This is a genomic window from Vibrio sp. CyArs1 (genome assembly GCF_022432925.1).
In the GTDB taxonomy this organism is placed as follows: domain Bacteria; phylum Pseudomonadota; class Gammaproteobacteria; order Enterobacterales; family Vibrionaceae; genus Vibrio; species Vibrio mediterranei.
Window position 1 is genome coordinate 1 of sequence record NZ_JAKRBO010000001.1, and the last position, 14,843, is coordinate 14,843.

Annotated in this window: 18 protein-coding genes; 10 read left to right on the top strand and 8 right to left on the bottom strand. The window is 41.6% G+C overall.

The genetic code is table 11. The features are described 5' to 3' along the window. The 5 genes from MMA19_RS00005 to MMA19_RS00025 all read right to left on the bottom strand — a co-directional run. Nucleotides 1–1,419, bottom strand: a 1,419-nt coding sequence (locus MMA19_RS00005; RefSeq protein ID WP_240205163.1) for a VWA domain-containing protein, incomplete at its 3' end; no start/stop codon positions are given. Continuing rightward, a complete protein-coding gene (locus MMA19_RS00010) occupies nucleotides 1,409–2,383 on the bottom strand; it encodes a VWA domain-containing protein (RefSeq protein ID WP_240205164.1) in 975 nt (324 codons plus the stop codon). The genes MMA19_RS00010 and MMA19_RS00005, both read right to left, overlap by 11 nt. Continuing rightward, a complete protein-coding gene (locus MMA19_RS00015; RefSeq protein ID WP_031493882.1) occupies nucleotides 2,380–2,877 on the bottom strand; it encodes a DUF4381 domain-containing protein in 498 nt (165 codons plus the stop codon). The genes MMA19_RS00010 and MMA19_RS00015 overlap by 4 nt, the downstream gene beginning before the upstream one ends. Nucleotides 2,878–2,883: 6 nt before the next feature. Beyond that, entirely contained in the window at nucleotides 2,884–3,912 is a 1,029-nt protein-coding gene (locus MMA19_RS00020) for a DUF58 domain-containing protein (protein ID WP_240205165.1), read from the bottom strand. Between the two features lie 12 nt (nucleotides 3,913–3,924). Next, nucleotides 3,925–4,881, bottom strand: a complete 957-nt coding sequence (locus MMA19_RS00025; RefSeq protein WP_240205166.1) for a MoxR family ATPase — start codon at nucleotides 4,879–4,881, stop codon at nucleotides 3,925–3,927. Nucleotides 4,882–5,141: 260 nt separating this feature from the next. On the opposite strand from MMA19_RS00025, the gene MMA19_RS00030 reads away from it, so the two are divergent. The 7 genes from MMA19_RS00030 (at nucleotide 5,142) to MMA19_RS00060 (ending at nucleotide 10,456) form a co-directional block, all read left to right on the top strand. After that, nucleotides 5,142–5,342, top strand: a complete 201-nt coding sequence (locus MMA19_RS00030; RefSeq protein ID WP_006069048.1) for a hypothetical protein — start codon at nucleotides 5,142–5,144, stop codon at nucleotides 5,340–5,342. Between the two features lie 337 nt (nucleotides 5,343–5,679). Beyond that, complete coding sequence (locus MMA19_RS00035) at nucleotides 5,680–6,357, top strand: LuxR C-terminal-related transcriptional regulator (RefSeq protein ID WP_006069047.1); 678 nt, start codon at nucleotides 5,680–5,682, stop codon at nucleotides 6,355–6,357. Nucleotides 6,358–6,774: 417 nt separating this feature from the next. Further along, nucleotides 6,775–7,494, top strand: coding sequence for a curlin repeat-containing protein (locus tag MMA19_RS00040; RefSeq protein WP_240205167.1), 720 nt, complete (start codon nucleotides 6,775–6,777; stop codon nucleotides 7,492–7,494). 89 nt (nucleotides 7,495–7,583) lie between these two features. After that, nucleotides 7,584–8,504 (top strand): hypothetical protein, encoded by a 921-nt coding sequence (locus MMA19_RS00045; protein WP_240205168.1) that lies wholly within the window; start codon nucleotides 7,584–7,586, stop codon nucleotides 8,502–8,504. Continuing rightward, on the top strand, nucleotides 8,488–8,832 hold the full coding sequence (locus MMA19_RS00050; protein ID WP_240205169.1) for a hypothetical protein: 345 nt from the start codon (nucleotides 8,488–8,490) through the stop codon (nucleotides 8,830–8,832). The genes MMA19_RS00045 and MMA19_RS00050 overlap by 17 nt, the downstream gene beginning before the upstream one ends. A 223-nt stretch (nucleotides 8,833–9,055) precedes the next feature. Then, nucleotides 9,056–9,739 (top strand): LuxR C-terminal-related transcriptional regulator, encoded by a 684-nt coding sequence (locus MMA19_RS00055; protein ID WP_240205170.1) that lies wholly within the window; start codon nucleotides 9,056–9,058, stop codon nucleotides 9,737–9,739. A gap of 135 nt (nucleotides 9,740–9,874) precedes the next feature. Beyond that, entirely contained in the window at nucleotides 9,875–10,456 is a 582-nt protein-coding gene (locus MMA19_RS00060; RefSeq protein ID WP_236109627.1) for a thioredoxin domain-containing protein, read from the top strand. A gap of 299 nt (nucleotides 10,457–10,755) precedes the next feature. Here MMA19_RS00060 and MMA19_RS00065 read toward each other — a convergent pair whose 3' ends face one another. Genes MMA19_RS00065 through MMA19_RS00075 form a run of 3 tightly spaced genes read right to left on the bottom strand, consistent with a single transcriptional unit; the run spans nucleotide 10,756 to nucleotide 12,513 of the window. Then, nucleotides 10,756–11,592, bottom strand: coding sequence for a CsgG/HfaB family protein (locus MMA19_RS00065; protein ID WP_006069040.1), 837 nt, complete (start codon nucleotides 11,590–11,592; stop codon nucleotides 10,756–10,758). A gap of 17 nt (nucleotides 11,593–11,609) precedes the next feature. Further along, nucleotides 11,610–12,020: a curli assembly protein CsgF gene (locus tag MMA19_RS00070; protein ID WP_031494927.1), complete on the bottom strand. Its 411-nt coding sequence runs from the start codon at nucleotides 12,018–12,020 to the stop codon at nucleotides 11,610–11,612. Between the two features lie 10 nt (nucleotides 12,021–12,030). Further along, nucleotides 12,031–12,513, bottom strand: a complete 483-nt coding sequence (locus tag MMA19_RS00075; RefSeq protein ID WP_240205171.1) for a curli production assembly/transport protein CsgE — start codon at nucleotides 12,511–12,513, stop codon at nucleotides 12,031–12,033. A gap of 380 nt (nucleotides 12,514–12,893) precedes the next feature. On the opposite strand from MMA19_RS00075, the gene MMA19_RS00080 reads away from it, so the two are divergent. From MMA19_RS00080 to MMA19_RS00090, 3 genes are all read left to right on the top strand, one after another. Beyond that, the gene (locus MMA19_RS00080) at nucleotides 12,894–13,571 is read left to right on the top strand and encodes a curlin subunit CsgB (RefSeq protein ID WP_240205172.1); all 678 of its coding nucleotides are present in this window, start codon (nucleotides 12,894–12,896) and stop codon (nucleotides 13,569–13,571) included. A 95-nt stretch (nucleotides 13,572–13,666) separates the two neighbouring features. Beyond that, the gene (locus tag MMA19_RS00085) at nucleotides 13,667–14,470 is read left to right on the top strand and encodes a hypothetical protein (RefSeq protein WP_236109625.1); all 804 of its coding nucleotides are present in this window, start codon (nucleotides 13,667–13,669) and stop codon (nucleotides 14,468–14,470) included. A gap of 28 nt (nucleotides 14,471–14,498) precedes the next feature. Then, complete coding sequence (locus tag MMA19_RS00090) at nucleotides 14,499–14,834, top strand: hypothetical protein (protein WP_240205173.1); 336 nt, start codon at nucleotides 14,499–14,501, stop codon at nucleotides 14,832–14,834. Nucleotides 14,835–14,843 lie beyond the last annotated feature (9 nt).

Sequence of the window (14,843 nt, forward strand, 5' to 3'; positions counted from 1 at the left end):
TTGCTGTTGCTGTTGCTGTTGCTGTTGCTGTTGCTGTTGCTGTTGCTGTTGCTGTTGCTGTTGCTGTTGCTGTTGCTGTTGCTTCATTGCGTCTTTAACTAGATTAAGATTAAACTTCGCATCAGCATGGTTAGGCTGTTGATTGAGCACTTGTTGATACATATCAGCTGCTTTTTCCAATTCACCATGCTGGGCATAGGCATTACCAAGGTTATATAAAGCGCTGATATCGCTCTCGCCCTGTAAGTTGTCGATAGCTTGTTGGTAATCGCCATTTTCATATTGCGCCGCTGCTAACCATTGCTTGTTGCTGAACAAGTTCTTGGCGGACTCGTAATCTTTATCTTGAAAGGCGTGGTAACCAAGTTGGTTCTGATTATTGAATGCGCTATCAATGATGGACGCCTCTGCGCTGTTACTATTAAAACCTAAAAGAATAGCGAGTAAAGGAGAGCAAAACACTACGCCTTTTCTAAATAATGGCAGAAAGAGTACTAATACAAGAGGAAGTAGCCAGTAGCCGTTATTTACCCTTATATCGACGCTTTGCTCTCCTTCTTTCTTAAGGTTTGCGGTTACATCTGAGGTTTGGATCAGACTCGAAATGTCCTGATTGTCACTTCGATACGTTGTATAGTGCCCTCGTCCCACTTTTGCTGCTTGCTCTAAGTTTGTGAAGTGAGTTTTGGCAACGACGGTGTTTCCCGACTTGTCAGTCAGCAGAGAGCCGTCGGGTAGTGCAATAGGTGCGCCTCCAATGGTTCCGAACGCTAAGACTGAAAGTTTCCAGCTATGACCGCTGAGCATCGCTTCAATTGCTTTAAGTTCACTTTGGCCTAGATCATCAGAAAACAGAATGATTTCACCGTTAGACAAGCCTGCTTGTTTCATCATATCGATAGCTTGCTTTACGGCTAAGTCTGCTCTCGCACCTTGGAATGGCATAATCTCAGGCGAAAGGTTTGTGATTAGGTTGCCTAGCGTGGCGGAATCTGTCGTTAGGGGGCTTAAAGTGTAAGCATCGCCTGCGTAGGCTACTAATCCGGTCTGCCCATCGGCAATCAGTGGAAGTAGATCCTGTGCCTTGTACTTTATTTGAGCGAGACGGCTAGGTTTGATGTCATTGGCATAAACTGAACGAGACATGTCTAGCACTAACACTCTGGCACTGGATGATTGAAATGCAGGCCGAGTTTGGGTTTCAAAGCTCGGTCCTGCAATCGCGGTTATCAGAACAAGACAAAGTAACGTTAACCAAAACTGAGCTGACTTTTTAGAATCAGATTGCAACTTCAACGCTTTTTCTAAGTGAGAGGCGATAAGTGATGAGTTAGATTGACGGAAGTTCTTCACCGCAACAACTAAAGCAACAGGCAAAAGTAGCCAAAACGCTTGCGGATAGAGAAATTCAAAATTCATCTTTTTCTCTCCTTAGTATCACTAAAAGCATAATCAGCAACAGGCTGATCGTCGCGGGTAGTGCAAACCACTCGGTTTGAGGTCTCCAGGATTGGGTGGCTTGCTTAACAGGTTGTAGTGCATTGATGGTATCGTAAATGGTCGCTAGTTCATCGGCATTACGAGCTCTGAAATATTGTCCGCCAGTTATGTTAGCGATTTTTATCAATGTCTTTTCGTCTAAATCTTCTGCGGTGTTTACCGTGCGGGTCATAAAGAAATCTTTAACCTGCATCTCACCTGCGCCGACACCTATGGTGTAAATCGTGGTGCCGTACTTTTTGGCGATTTCTGCTGCTTGAACAGGGTCAAGAACACCGGCGTTATTGCTGCCATCACTGAGTAATATCATGACTCGTTGCGGAGCGTTACTATCGACAAAGGTTTTTGTCGCAAGTCCAATACCGTCTCCTATGGCAGTCTGGGTGCCAATCAGTTTTAATAGGGTTTGATTAAGCTGAGTTTTAACGGTCTCTCTGTCGAAGGTCAGTGGGGTCTGCAAATAAGCGTGGTCAGCAAAATATACTAATCCGACTCGATCTCCCTTGCGACGGTCAACAAAATCTGACACCACATGTTTGACGGCAGTGAGCCTATCAATGTAACCATCTTGATATGCCATATCTTGTTGGCTCATTGAATAGGAGAGGTCGATGACAAGCATCATGTCACGGTGCTTTGGCTGAATCTCAATAGGCTCGCCATACCAAATTGGTCGAGCAGCAGCACATACTAGGCTTACCCATGCCATTATTGCGATGGTCCGGACGAGTAGTATTTTCTTTCGGCTCGCAGCTGGCATGCCTGAAATGTGAGGTAAAACTATAGATGCGCTTGGTTGTTTAGGTTGAAAGAACTTATAGCTGAGGTATGGCAGGGGTAGCAAAGCGAATAGCCACCACCATTCAAATGTAAATTCACTCATGATGCAGCATTCCAGTTTCGATATTTTCTTTTTGGAGGCAGCGCATTCTGTACCCAGTATTTACAATCGGAGATTAAGTTTGCCTCCTCATCTTTTGGAGGATTGGCGCTGGTGTATAGTGCGGAGTGCCACGAAGATTCATTGGGTATAAACTTCGGCGAGGCAAGTTGTGAATCCAAAAAACTCAACCATGATTGTCCAGTCAAATTAGCCACCTCTTTTCTAGGGAAGTAGCTAAGCGCCGCTTGGCGTAATATTTCATTGGCTTCAGCGGGTGACAATGTGGACACATCGCTTGTAAGCATTTTTAAAGCGGCTTTTTTTGCGCGCTCTTGCTTACGTTTTCTACGTATCAATAGAACAGTTAAAATGATGGAAAGCACAATGAAACCCAGTAAAGCCCAGTATCCCCAAGGTAGGGGCCAAACGCTAGGCTCGGTTGGTAGGTGTAATGGCTTTAAAGGTAAAGTTTGAGGCTGACTTAGCTGGCTCATAATTCACTACTTAAAATTGGACATTAATAGCTGTTGTAAAAGCGGTGTTCCGCTTGATACTTGAGATAAGGCAATACCATATCGATTTAACTTGGAAGTTAGCTCGCGCTGTTGCTGCGTATATATGGATTCAACGGTTTTCCTTGTACGATCATTAGAAAAGTCTATTGATAACCGTTCATTTTTACCCATTACGTTTTGTATACCCTTAGCTTTGGTGATACCAAGCTCGATAGGGTCAAACAACTGAATAGCTCGTACACGGTTGTGTTTAGATAGCTTCGAAATGGCGCTTATATCCCTATCAGAAGTCGCCGAGAAATCACTGATCACAATGACCTCACTTCCTTTATTGCAGAGATTGGCTAGTACTTGATAAGGGTCTTTGTCACTTTCCATATCGTTAGAATTAGGAACACTCTTCGATTCCGTTACTACGTTATGAAAACCCTCATTATGAGCGTCGACGAGTTGCTGCAGTAATTGGTATAGCGAGGCTTTTGAGCTCGAAGGACGAAGCTCAAACAAACGTCTATTGGTTCGAATAACCGCGCCGACGCGATCTTTATTGCCAATAGCAATCCAACTTAACAAACTGGCTAAGTGACAAAGCTGCACTGACTTTAACAGCAGTTGCGTTCCCGTATACATGCTTGGTGTCAGGTCTAAGAATAGAACGACAGGGCGTTCTCGCTCTTCAGTAAAAAGTTTAGTGTGCACCTTGCCAGTGCGAGCGGTAACGCGCCAATCTATTTGTCTAACGTCATCACCAGCTTGATACTGGCGAACTTCAGAAAACGTCATTCCACGTCCCTTGCGAGGGCTGGCATGCTGTCCGTTAAGTTGTGACCAGAGGCTTTTAGCTGGTGGCTGCCAACGTTTACCGTGTGTTTGATAGAAGCAGAGCTCCTGCAGAGAAATCGAGGCTCCATTACACTGTATAGGCAAGTCTCCGCGCACGATAGCGGTCTCGAGGACGTGACTGTTATTGGTATCTTTTCGAAAACCTTTAGCAAGGTTAAATTTTCCGAACATAAGCCAGTTTACCTACGCCGATGCAACGGTTTTTAGTAACTCGTCAATGATTCTATTGCCATCAATTCCTTCGGCCTGCGCTTGATAAGTCAGTAACAGTCGATGTCGCAGAACTGGGTAAATGATTTCGTGAATATCTTCTGGGCTTACAAAGTCGCGACCAGATAGCCAAGCGTGAGCTCGAGCCGCTCTATCTAACGCGATAGTTGCACGTGGACTCACTCCCATCTCAATCCAGCTGACTAGGTCGTTGCTATAAGCATCTGGAGTTCGTGTTGCCATAACCAATCGAACGATATATTTTTCAATAGACTCTGCGATATGAATGGATAAAACTTGGCGTCGCGCTTCGAAAATTTCTTGCTGGGAAATACGATTCTCAAAGTGGTGACTTTCTCCTAAAGCTTCACCGCGATTCAGCCTCAAGATCGCTAGCTCACTATCCGCATCTGGGTAATTGACCTCTAAGTGAAGCAAAAAGCGGTCTAACTGAGCTTCTGGTAGTGGATAGGTTCCTTCTTGTTCTATGGGGTTTTGTGTGGCCATAACGAGGAAAAGATCGGGAAGAGGGTAGGTCGTTTGACCAACACTAATCTGCTTCTCCGCCATTGCTTCTAGCATCGCCGCTTGTACTTTAGCTGGTGCGCGGTTTACTTCATCCGCCAAAATAAGGGAATGAAATATCGGACCAGACTTAAATTGAAACTCACCAGTCTCAGGACGATAGATATCAGTACCTGTTAAATCTGATGGTAGAAGGTCCGGTGTAAACTGAACACGATGGAAGCTACCTTCAATGCAATCGGCTAAGGACTTTACCGCACGTGTTTTTGCAAGACCAGGAGGGCCTTCTACCAGTATATGTCCATCAGCGAGCAACGCTACGAGCAACTGTTTCACTAAGTTGTCCTGACCAATAACCTGAGATTCGAGATAGCGTTGAAGTTGTTGGAAAGACTGCGCTGGCATGATGATGTTTCCTTATGGCGAGCGATTGAGATAAATAGGTAGATGGAAAACTACCGCGAAAGTTCCCTAAGTTATGTCATTGTTTTGTAATTACAATCAAGGATGTTACCACTTCACGTTTCATAATTTGGCAATACGTGTTCATTGTTGAAGGAAGTAAACATGCTCATAAGTAGGCTAATTGTAGCTGGAATATGGCATGAGCACGCCAAAACAAGTAAACTAGAACCAGTTTAAGTGATTAAGTAAGGTAATTTGTTATGAGTGATTTTGAGAAAGAATTAGAGTTGATGTCTTCTCAAGCAGAGTCTGAGCCAGAGGTAGCTCTTCCTTCAATTGAAGAGCAGCGTGAAATTGCTGCAGAGTTAAAGAAGCTTGAGGCTGAAGGTAAATTGACTCCAGAGGTGCTAGAAAAGTACTTTGGCAAGTTTAATCAAAAGAGCCAGACACCAATTCACTAAACCACCTATTTAAGCCCCTGTTAAGTGCTATTTTAACTAGGGGCTTTTAAATAAAAGTTCCACTGCTAGCTAAACCCCCTCAATATTTCACACTGAACTTTTGATTTAGTATTTGAGAGCTATATCTCATATCTCAATTTAACACTCTATGTTTAGTTGCAACTGATATTTTTCTCAAAAATGAGACTGCATATGCAAGCCGTTGTTTTGAATAAAAGTTAGTCAAATGCAATCGATTTCATTGCACTTCTAGGCTATTGACGGATGAGAATGCATCGAATTCAATATTAACTTTGGAACTACTTTTCAAAACAAAAATAATCACATGGAGTGAACTATGGCTACCTTGGTAGAGGGAAACCAACGTGCGGTTCTGTTGGCAGAGAATAATTTGCAATCGAGTCTGTTAAAAGAGTCGATTGAACAGCAACTTAATATGGAAATTCGGCTAATTTCACCTGAACGTATTGGTCAACTCAGGCGCAGCACCAAAGATTACAATGTCGATCTAATTATTATTGACTACCCGACGATGGACCATGCGGCGGTAAGACAATACCATGAAGTTAGGGATGTTTTCTCGCTAGAAGCTCAAGAAGTTTTGATAAATACCTCTCCAGGTATCCGTCATTCGGAGATGTTACGTTGGCAACGTTTAGTAGGTGTATTCTATGCGACCGATAACCTAGAGCGGCTTATTACAGGTTTTAAGTGCATACTAAACGGTGAGATGTGGATGAGCCGAAAGTTGGTTTACGAATACATTAAACTTTACCGAGGAAAACATTGCCATACGACAAACCCTTACTACACTAAATTGACTAGAAGAGAACAAGAAATTATTAAACTTTTGGGTAACGGGGCTTCTAACACGCAAATAGCAGAGACTCTTTTTGTGAGTGAAAATACAGTAAAAGCACACTTGCATAATACTTTTAAAAAAATAAAGGTGAACAATCGTCTGCAAGCCCTCATTTGGGCCAAAGATAACATAGCTCCCCATGAACTTGCATAGTCTTCGCTCTTCATATTAAATGCTAACCCGTCTTTTTTGGCGGGTTTTCTATATGCATTAAATGAAAGTGAATATTTAGCTTGCTTGTTGTGGATGATGTTCTAATATTATCTTTGATCATGATCACAAAACCAATGCCGAGGGCCATTATAGAGATCTAATGTGATAATTTTTCTAAAAGGCTGTTTGTTATGATGTTATTTATTTTTATCATGCGATAGTTTAAGTTTCGTAAATGTTTCGATTAGCTAATCTGCGTCATTTCTACTCTTTCCTGTTAACTATTCTCATCTACTTGCTAGCAAATTAATAACCCTAGTTAGTTTATTGGTGTTCTGATGGATAAACTTTAAGCTTGATTCAAGGTTTAGGTTTATATGCAACCTCAGATTGCTGAGGCTAGGAAAGGGTATTCCCATGAAAATGGAACAATGGCTTACCGTTCTATTTAAAACTCAAGGTTTGTGTAAATGCAGCTATTTATTTAGCTGGGCACTTATTTCCCTTTTCCTTTCTGAAAGCGTCGTTATTGCTGGCGAAGTGAACAGTTCTAATGTAATTGTACATACTCCCCCATTTGAATCTGGGGAGTTTTTAACTGGTATTACTGACGCCACTCTATCGAGATATGGGTTTGAAGAAGCCAATAATTCAGATTTGAGCACTGAGTCGGATCTTGATAATTATTCAGATATCAATATAGCGAATGCTACATCGGCACAAGTAGTCATCTTGCAAAAAAGCTATGGGTCTGATGCGAAAAATAAAGCAAAAGTCAGTGTTTCCGGGGCTGGGAATCGTGTATTGGCAGCACAACTAGGAGGCAGGAATGAAGCCTACATAGCGCAAGAGGGCAATAATAATATAGCTATTGTAGGTCAAGTTGGCTGGGATTTAAGTTCAGAAAGTGTCGCCGTTGTTATCCAAGAGGGTGATGATAACGAAGCCTACATTGGTCAAAAGCGATACAGAAGTGCATCTAGCAATGTCAGTGTTAATCAAATTGGTAATGGGAATATTGCAGCGGTAGTCGCCGGTTCAGGTGCAGACCTTGGAATATCTCAAGTAGGAAATGGAAGTGAGTTAATAATTAATGCTTCCAGTTCAATGGGAATTTACGTCAATCAAACTAATTAACGGCGTGGTATGTTGGTGGGTTGATATAAATACGTGCTTCTTAAGAAGTATATGTCGACAAGGAATTATAAAGGATTAAGGTTGTTATTATGAGAAAACTAGCTGTTGTAATCGCTGCAAGTTTGAGTAGTGGTTCAGTCATCGCACATGAAGTTGATTTCAAAAATTACTTTTCTGGTGTAGATGCCGATAAAGAGAGTGTGATTATATCTCAGTACTCTGATGATACAGATGTGTCCATATTACAAAATGGTGAAAGTCAACAATCAGTCGTAGACATAAAGGGTACATTAAATGCCGGTAATGATAATGATGTGACAGTACGTCAGTTCGGATATAGTAATGATTCACTGATTAAGATAAAAGAAGCCAGCGGCGGCAATGATATAACCGTTGTACAGCGTGGTTCTTCACAAGATTCACGAATTGAAATCGAAGGTGATGCGGATCATAACTTAGTGGTCGTAAGGCAGCGTGACGCTTGGGGCAGAGATGACAGTTGGTCTGATATCAAAATTGACGCGGGTGATGATAACAGAGTACGTGTCAATCAATATGGGGCCAACAACCACTCTGATACAGAAGTTATCGGTAACTCGAGTGACAATAACAGAGTTCGAGTTGCGCAAGACGGTGATAGAAATGACTCTGATATTACAATTAATGACGGTGCCCGCAACCGTATTGTTGTAGCTCAGACAGATAACCGACACAAATCTGATATCGATGTTGATGGTAGTCTTAACCGAATTGGTGTAACCCAATCGGATAACATAGCAGGTGAAGGTCATGATTCAGATATTGATCTAACTAGAAATAGTAACAACAATAGCATTGAAGTAACGCAAACAGGGTACACTCCTAATGAGTCTATTGTTAGTTTAGTAAACTCCTCGGGTAATAATGGTGGCTTGATTGCTGGTATATCAGTGACTCAAACTGGAAATGACTATTCAAATATTCAGCTCTCTAATTCAAATACCGGTACATACGTTGTTGTACAAAATTAGAGACGGCAAAACTTTATTTAGAGCGGCGCTGGGCGTCGTTCTCTTTTTTTACTCTAATTTCATACTAGGTGATGTTCAGCATACATTAGGTTTGTTTAGTTGTGAGCAAAAGGAAAAGGGACTGGTTTTAACCATCTATAGTGCTGAAGAGAAAACTCATGAAGTTACTACAAATACGAATTCTAGAATACATGTAAAGCAATCTGGTGGCTTTACACGTTATACTTATGATAGTTCCCTACTTCCATTAATTATTTTAAACCAAGAAACCTTGCTTGAGTGGCGCGTTGATTCAAATTGTAATATTTCTACTATTGATAGGGGCTAAAGTTGCTCTAAATAAAGATAGGGGCTTCAATGACAAGAGATTAATGGCCTCGATTTCCTCAGCAATTAATCTAAACTTTCTCACTACTGAGAATCTAACCCTAACTTACTGTAATTCCACAAATAAGACTTAATCTTCGGGCTTAGCGCCAGATCCGCTCAATAAATGCTCTGTTATACTTCACAGAATACGGCGTACTAAGCATAGTTACAGGGAGTTGGTTATGTCTGTTGAAAAGGATAGCAACGACGTGCACGCATTATTGTTAGCAGAGAATAGTCTGCAATCCGGTTTGCTCAAAGATTCAATAGAGCAAAAGGTTCCGATCACCATTAGGTTAATGTCTGCTGAGAAGCTTTACCGCTCACGAGATGATGTGGTTGAGAGGGATGTGCGCTTTATTATCATTGATTACGCTGCCATTGGTCATGGCACTGCCACTCACTATCACGAGATTATAGAGAGTATGGACAACAGCATCAAAGAAATTTTATTAAATGCGCCCAGTGACCTAGAACACGCGGAAATGCTTAAATGGCAAAACCTGGTTGGTGTCTTTTATGCCTCGGACACTATTGAAACGTTGGTTTCGGGCTTTGAGCGCATTTTAGCTGGGGAGTTGTGGATGAGCAGAAAGCTGGTCTACGAGTACGTGAATTTCTATCGTCGTCGTCAATGCTCAAAAACCAGCCCGTATTATACCAAGCTAACGAAACGAGAACAGCAAATCATTAAGCTGCTTGGCGATGGAGCGTCTAATACAGAGATCGCCGATACTCTATTTGTTAGTGAGAATACAGTGAAAGCCCACCTTCATAATGCATTCAAGAAAATTAAGGTCAAAAACCGTTTGCAAGCATTGTTGTGGGTGAAGAACAACATAGCATCTAGTGAATTCGTTCAATAGTGTGACTATCCGCTGAGCCGAAACAGAGCCTCTTTTTACCGCACGTTGTAACCATTTTCTAACAGTGTCTGATTTCACTAGAAATAGATGCTGTTTTATCGTGTGCACATTTCCATATTTTGAGTGTGGCACGTGATGAAAAAATCTCTCCTATTTTGGGCATTTAGCTTGTTGTCGACCGCTGTATTTGCTGGTCAGTTTGAAAAGGGTAAGCACTATGTAACCTTGCCTCGACCTCAGACTATTGAATCTCAGGTTATGTTATTCCATTCACCTTATTGTGGTCCTTGCGCCATGGTTCACGGGCCATTGGTGGATATTGTTCAAAAACATGACTTAACCTTTAACGAAGTTGTTGTAGGTATGGGGCCTGTCGGTCGCGACGTTCAAGAAGCCTTTGTGGTTGCCAAAGGGCAGGGCACAGAGCAAGCATTTATTGAAGAGTTGATTCATAGAATTCACTTTCGAAGGGATCAAACTCCAAGGTTTCGTAGTGATATTGCCGATGTCTTAGAAATGTGCGGTGTTAATTCTCAACCTTTTGAGGAGCGCTGTGAACAAATACAAGATGAAGTCGATGACTTTAACAGTTTAATAAAGGAGTATAGGGTTCGAGCGACACCGACGATAATTGTAAATGGTAATCAGCAAGTCATATTGCACCAATTGAGTAGCTTAGAAGAATTAGAACGCCTTATTGTGGAGTTAACAACCTAGTGGTTCAACAAGACGTGCATATCACTTTGTTAAGTGTAGTTATATTGATAGCGCCCATGCTGCTTAGTTGGAACCGTTCAAACCGAATGATGGTCATTGGCTTCAATATGTTGGGTGTTATCTGTATTGCTGCGGCATACCATTATTGTTATCACCCCTTAGCGTACCTTCCATTCTTTATGTCAGGGCTCACTTGTTGGATGTTTGCAGTCGGATTTGCGGTTAATAATCGATAAAAAAACAGGGCTACGGGTAAGTTCCATTTTCCGCATAGCCCTGTTTGCTGCTTACTCGGTTAGCTATAAAATTTCCGTTTTAGCTTGAGAGTATTTGGCGATAATCGGGTTAGACATTGCATCTGGGTCACCAGATGACCACATTCCTCTTTCCATCCCTTTGACAATTAGATGTATAACAGCGGCGTCAATAGCCGACATAATCGCGATATTGACGGGCTCATTGTTGCTGTAACCCAACTCAATTTCGAGTAGCTCTTTATAGTCAATGAATCGGAATGCGCCCAAACCAATTTCATGAGAAGAGATGGTTTTTGAAGTAGTTATACTTAGCAAGACTTGTCCACTACGCACGTCGACTGCTCTAAGGTTGACGGTAACTTGGTCAGTTCGATATTGACCTGAAGCTCCTATGCCTAAGTATTTTGCACCTGCGCCGCCAGTTCGTATATTGGAGTCATACGCGACAATACCCCCTTCAATCACCACATTAGCGGAGTTAAGTGACGATAGATCCGAACCATGATTTGAGATCACTTTGTCTTTTTTCTGAGCTGCTCGAATAATCTTACGCTCAGTTAGTAGGTTTTGAAGACCTTCTCGCTCAAGTGGAACAAACCATTGAGAGTCTAGTAGTGATGTTGTCAGCAATGACGTACCACCCTGAGGTACTGCAGTAGAGAAGTTACTATTAGGCTGAGGCTTATATTGGCCTGTCTGGTCGCGGAAATCATAGACAGAAACTAAGATTTTACCTGCTGGTTTAGGTAACGCGATCAAGTCGGTGTAAGTAGCGCCTCGTGGCATTAATTTAGGCTCTGCAGAGGTATCAGGTATATCCAAAGAATGTGCGCAGCCACCAAGCATTAATGCTAGGCTCAAGTAAATTAGACCTTTCATAATACGTTCCTTGTAAATTAGAGGTCGGGATTAAGTCCAGAAACACTGATTTCAGTGGATTCTCCAGTTGCCTTGTCGACTATCTGAACCAATAAAGTGCCTGAATCATCAACGACATTAAGGAAGAAGTCGTCAGTTTCCAATTGGCCAGTATTGCCATTACCAATATCTGCCAATAATTGGCTAATTAGTCGGGACTCTAAGCTTGAAGCAAGCCTATCTAGTGCTGATTCTTCTTCAAAATCAAACGAACTCGCGTTCGGGTCTTGATAGTCGTTAATTGCGTTCGCATGATTGATCAAGATCGTACTGTTTAATGGGTTTCCCCCAAAGGTAGGATTAACTGGGGTGTAGACGAGTTCGCTCGCCAGTGTTAATGGAGACCCCAATATTCCAATTAACGCGAGTTTAGTTGATAAATTTGCCATCCTTGCCGCCTTAAAATTCATCGTGTTCCAAATCAAAGGTGTCCATGTAAAGACGCTCAGCCTGCCATCGAATAATGTAATTACCCACGACTTGTAAGGCATCGTTTGCCCGGTCTTTAGCCTGTCTTCGACCTGGTGACAACGCTGTTCTGTAGATAGCTTTTCGAGAATGGTATACCTCAATAATACTGCCGGAAAGCGCTGTCGGGATTTCTTTGATAGTGAGATTTTCTTTAAGGTCAGGGTATCTATCATTAAGTTGTTGAGAGAAGAAAAAGTAAAAGTCTTCCCCTAAACGAGTGATAGTTCTATCGACAATAACACCACTAACTTCGCTAAAGTCGTTAAACGGAACCTTAAGTTTGTCTCCTTGCCCTTCTATCTTTTTACCGTTTTCTAAGGGAGCCCCGTTTTCAATACCATTACTGTTTCCTGCCCCGAAAACAGAAGAGGCATACAAACACATAGTAATCATAAGCAGCAATAACTTCATGTTGGCTCCCATTCAAAAATCCGTTTAAAAAATGAGAAGAGTGAGTTCAACTGAACTTAGATAAATAGTAACCCAAAGCCTTTTTTCACTGCATAAACTTTAGCACTAGTTATTATGACTTTTTTTTCATACTTCGGTTCTTTTGATTGCCTAATAATTACTTCAAATATCCAAGGTTTATTTCTTACAAATCAATTTAAGTTTAGTGTGACTAAAACTAGTTGTAATTAAAATTCTAAATGTCATCGGTTCTTATTTTTAAAAGGCGCAAACTCAATCATTGTTTGAAATCACAATTATTGTTTGAAACGCAACACAACCATTTTAAGAATCATGAAGTGTTAAATCCGAAGTCTGCGTTCAGTTAATTCAGAAGCAGGATGAAAATCGATACATTTGGCAATTCAGGGAAAGTCGCAATGAATGCTTCGATAAAAACGAAACTTCAATCGGTATTAGGCGTAGCGTGCTTAGTCGCTAGCACTAGTGCTGCGAGTACAGCTCTGGTTTTTGCTCCCAACGGAGGGGTTGAGTCTCACGGTGTTTTCTTACATGGAGTAAACGAGGATATCCAAAGTGATTTCAATGATTTACTCAATACTGTAGATGACATCGATAATTATTCAGAGGTGCACATCACTAACGCCACTGATTCGCTTGCGGTTGTAGTTCAGGAAAGTCCGGGGAACTCAGCAGGTAACAAGGCGAAAATAGTACAAAGCGGTAGTAGCAATACTGCCCTAATTGGTCAGAAAGGGGCAGCAAATACCGCCTATATCATTCAAGAGGGTGATAACAATGCAGCGGCGATAGGTCAACTTGGAAGAAATGGGCAAGCTCTTGTCGCCCAAAAAGGAGACAATAACTTAGCGGTAATCGGTCAAGCAAATATATTTCATCCTTCGAGCAAACTCAGTATTAATCAAGAGAACGATAATAATATTGCGTTTGTCGCTGGTTCAGGTGGTGCTAATTTAGGTGTTTCCCAGAATGGCGGGGATAACATATTAATTAATGCATCAAGTGCAATGAGAATTTACATAGACCAATCTAACTAGCGCGCGGTATTAACGTTACTTTGGTTTAGTAAATGACTTCTTTTTATAGAAGTTATAGTCGACATGGAAACTTAAAAGGAAATAAGGGTTTTATTATGAAAATGTTAGCATTAGCTTTAGGTGTTGCAGTTGCTTCTTCTACAGTGATGGCAGCAGGTCCTGGTACAGGGAAGGAAATCTCATTCAACAATTATGCAGCTTATCAGAGCATGGATGTCCAGGGTGATAAGGACAACAAAAGTGTGGTCTTGCAATCAAACGATGTAGGCACTAGCGTGACAGTGATGCAAGGCGAGTTGGGTGTGTTTGATGGTAACCGTTCGGTTGTGGATATCAGATTGAATAGTCCAGGTAACAATAATGATGTGATGATCGACCAATCTGGTGGGTACAGTTTCAATGACTCCAAAGTTAAAATCAGTGGAACCACAGGCGGAGCAGATATCGACGTTACTCAAGATGGCCATGCGAATGACTCTGTCGTCAATTTCAGACATGATGAAGATAACTCTTCAGCAACGGTTGCACAAACTGGTGTCGATAACTGGTCGCGAGTTCGCTCTAGAGGTGCGAGTAAATCGAACACAATAGCAGTAACTCAGAATGGGGAAAACCAAGACTCGGAAATTCGTTTGTCTGATAGCTCTTCCAACAACATGATTACTGTTATGCAAGGTAAAAATACGAATAAGAAAAACAATGTGTCCATTGTTGATCTGAGTGCATCTAGTTCAAACAATGACTTGATGATTAACCAGAAAGGTAATAATAACCTCTCAGAAGCGTATCTAGTGGCCTCTAGTGGCGGTGATATTGATGTTATCCAAAGTGCAGCAGACAGTTCATATGTTTCACAAATGAACTCTTTGAATAGTACAGTCTACGTACATCAAAACTAAAATGCGTTTATTTGGTATAGAAAAGACGGTGTTTAACACCGTCTTTTTTTGGGTCATAGCTTTTGATGGGTCTTCTTCGTTATTGAAAGAGCAAGTTAAGTGTGAACTCAGGCATCAGCAGATAGAGATAATATTAGAGGTTGATAAAGGTAATCCAATCATCGATGTAACGACATCTATGGACGACCGCTTCCGTTGGCAGGCGTCTGGTGGTACAGCTCTTTTTAGCTTAAATAAAGACGCTTTCCCTGTAGTAGTCGAAGATAGCAAAAGCACGAGTAAATTAATTATCAATAAGCGTTGCTTGATTGAAGTCATAAAAAAGCCCTCACACTCTCATAAAGAGAAGGAGGACTTTCAGTAAGTATCAATG

Coding starts and splice junctions, on each gene's coding strand:
- MMA19_RS00010 (WP_240205164.1), bottom strand. CDS start 2,383: ATGAGTGAATTTACATTTGAATGGTGGTGGCTATTCGCTTTGCTACCC.
- MMA19_RS00015 (WP_031493882.1), bottom strand. CDS start 2,877: ATGAGCCAGCTAAGTCAGCCTCAAACTTTACCTTTAAAGCCATTACAC.
- MMA19_RS00020 (WP_240205165.1), bottom strand. CDS start 3,912: ATGTTCGGAAAATTTAACCTTGCTAAAGGTTTTCGAAAAGATACCAAT.
- MMA19_RS00025 (WP_240205166.1), bottom strand. CDS start 4,881: ATGCCAGCGCAGTCTTTCCAACAACTTCAACGCTATCTCGAATCTCAG.
- MMA19_RS00030 (WP_006069048.1), top strand. CDS start 5,142: ATGAGTGATTTTGAGAAAGAATTAGAGTTGATGTCTTCTCAAGCAGAG.
- MMA19_RS00035 (WP_006069047.1), top strand. CDS start 5,680: ATGGCTACCTTGGTAGAGGGAAACCAACGTGCGGTTCTGTTGGCAGAG.
- MMA19_RS00040 (WP_240205167.1), top strand. CDS start 6,775: ATGAAAATGGAACAATGGCTTACCGTTCTATTTAAAACTCAAGGTTTG.
- MMA19_RS00045 (WP_240205168.1), top strand. CDS start 7,584: ATGAGAAAACTAGCTGTTGTAATCGCTGCAAGTTTGAGTAGTGGTTCA.
- MMA19_RS00055 (WP_240205170.1), top strand. CDS start 9,056: ATGTCTGTTGAAAAGGATAGCAACGACGTGCACGCATTATTGTTAGCA.
- MMA19_RS00060 (WP_236109627.1), top strand. CDS start 9,875: ATGAAAAAATCTCTCCTATTTTGGGCATTTAGCTTGTTGTCGACCGCT.
- MMA19_RS00065 (WP_006069040.1), bottom strand. CDS start 11,592: ATGAAAGGTCTAATTTACTTGAGCCTAGCATTAATGCTTGGTGGCTGC.
- MMA19_RS00070 (WP_031494927.1), bottom strand. CDS start 12,020: ATGGCAAATTTATCAACTAAACTCGCGTTAATTGGAATATTGGGGTCT.
- MMA19_RS00075 (WP_240205171.1), bottom strand. CDS start 12,513: ATGAAGTTATTGCTGCTTATGATTACTATGTGTTTGTATGCCTCTTCT.
- MMA19_RS00080 (WP_240205172.1), top strand. CDS start 12,894: ATGAAAATCGATACATTTGGCAATTCAGGGAAAGTCGCAATGAATGCT.
- MMA19_RS00085 (WP_236109625.1), top strand. CDS start 13,667: ATGAAAATGTTAGCATTAGCTTTAGGTGTTGCAGTTGCTTCTTCTACA.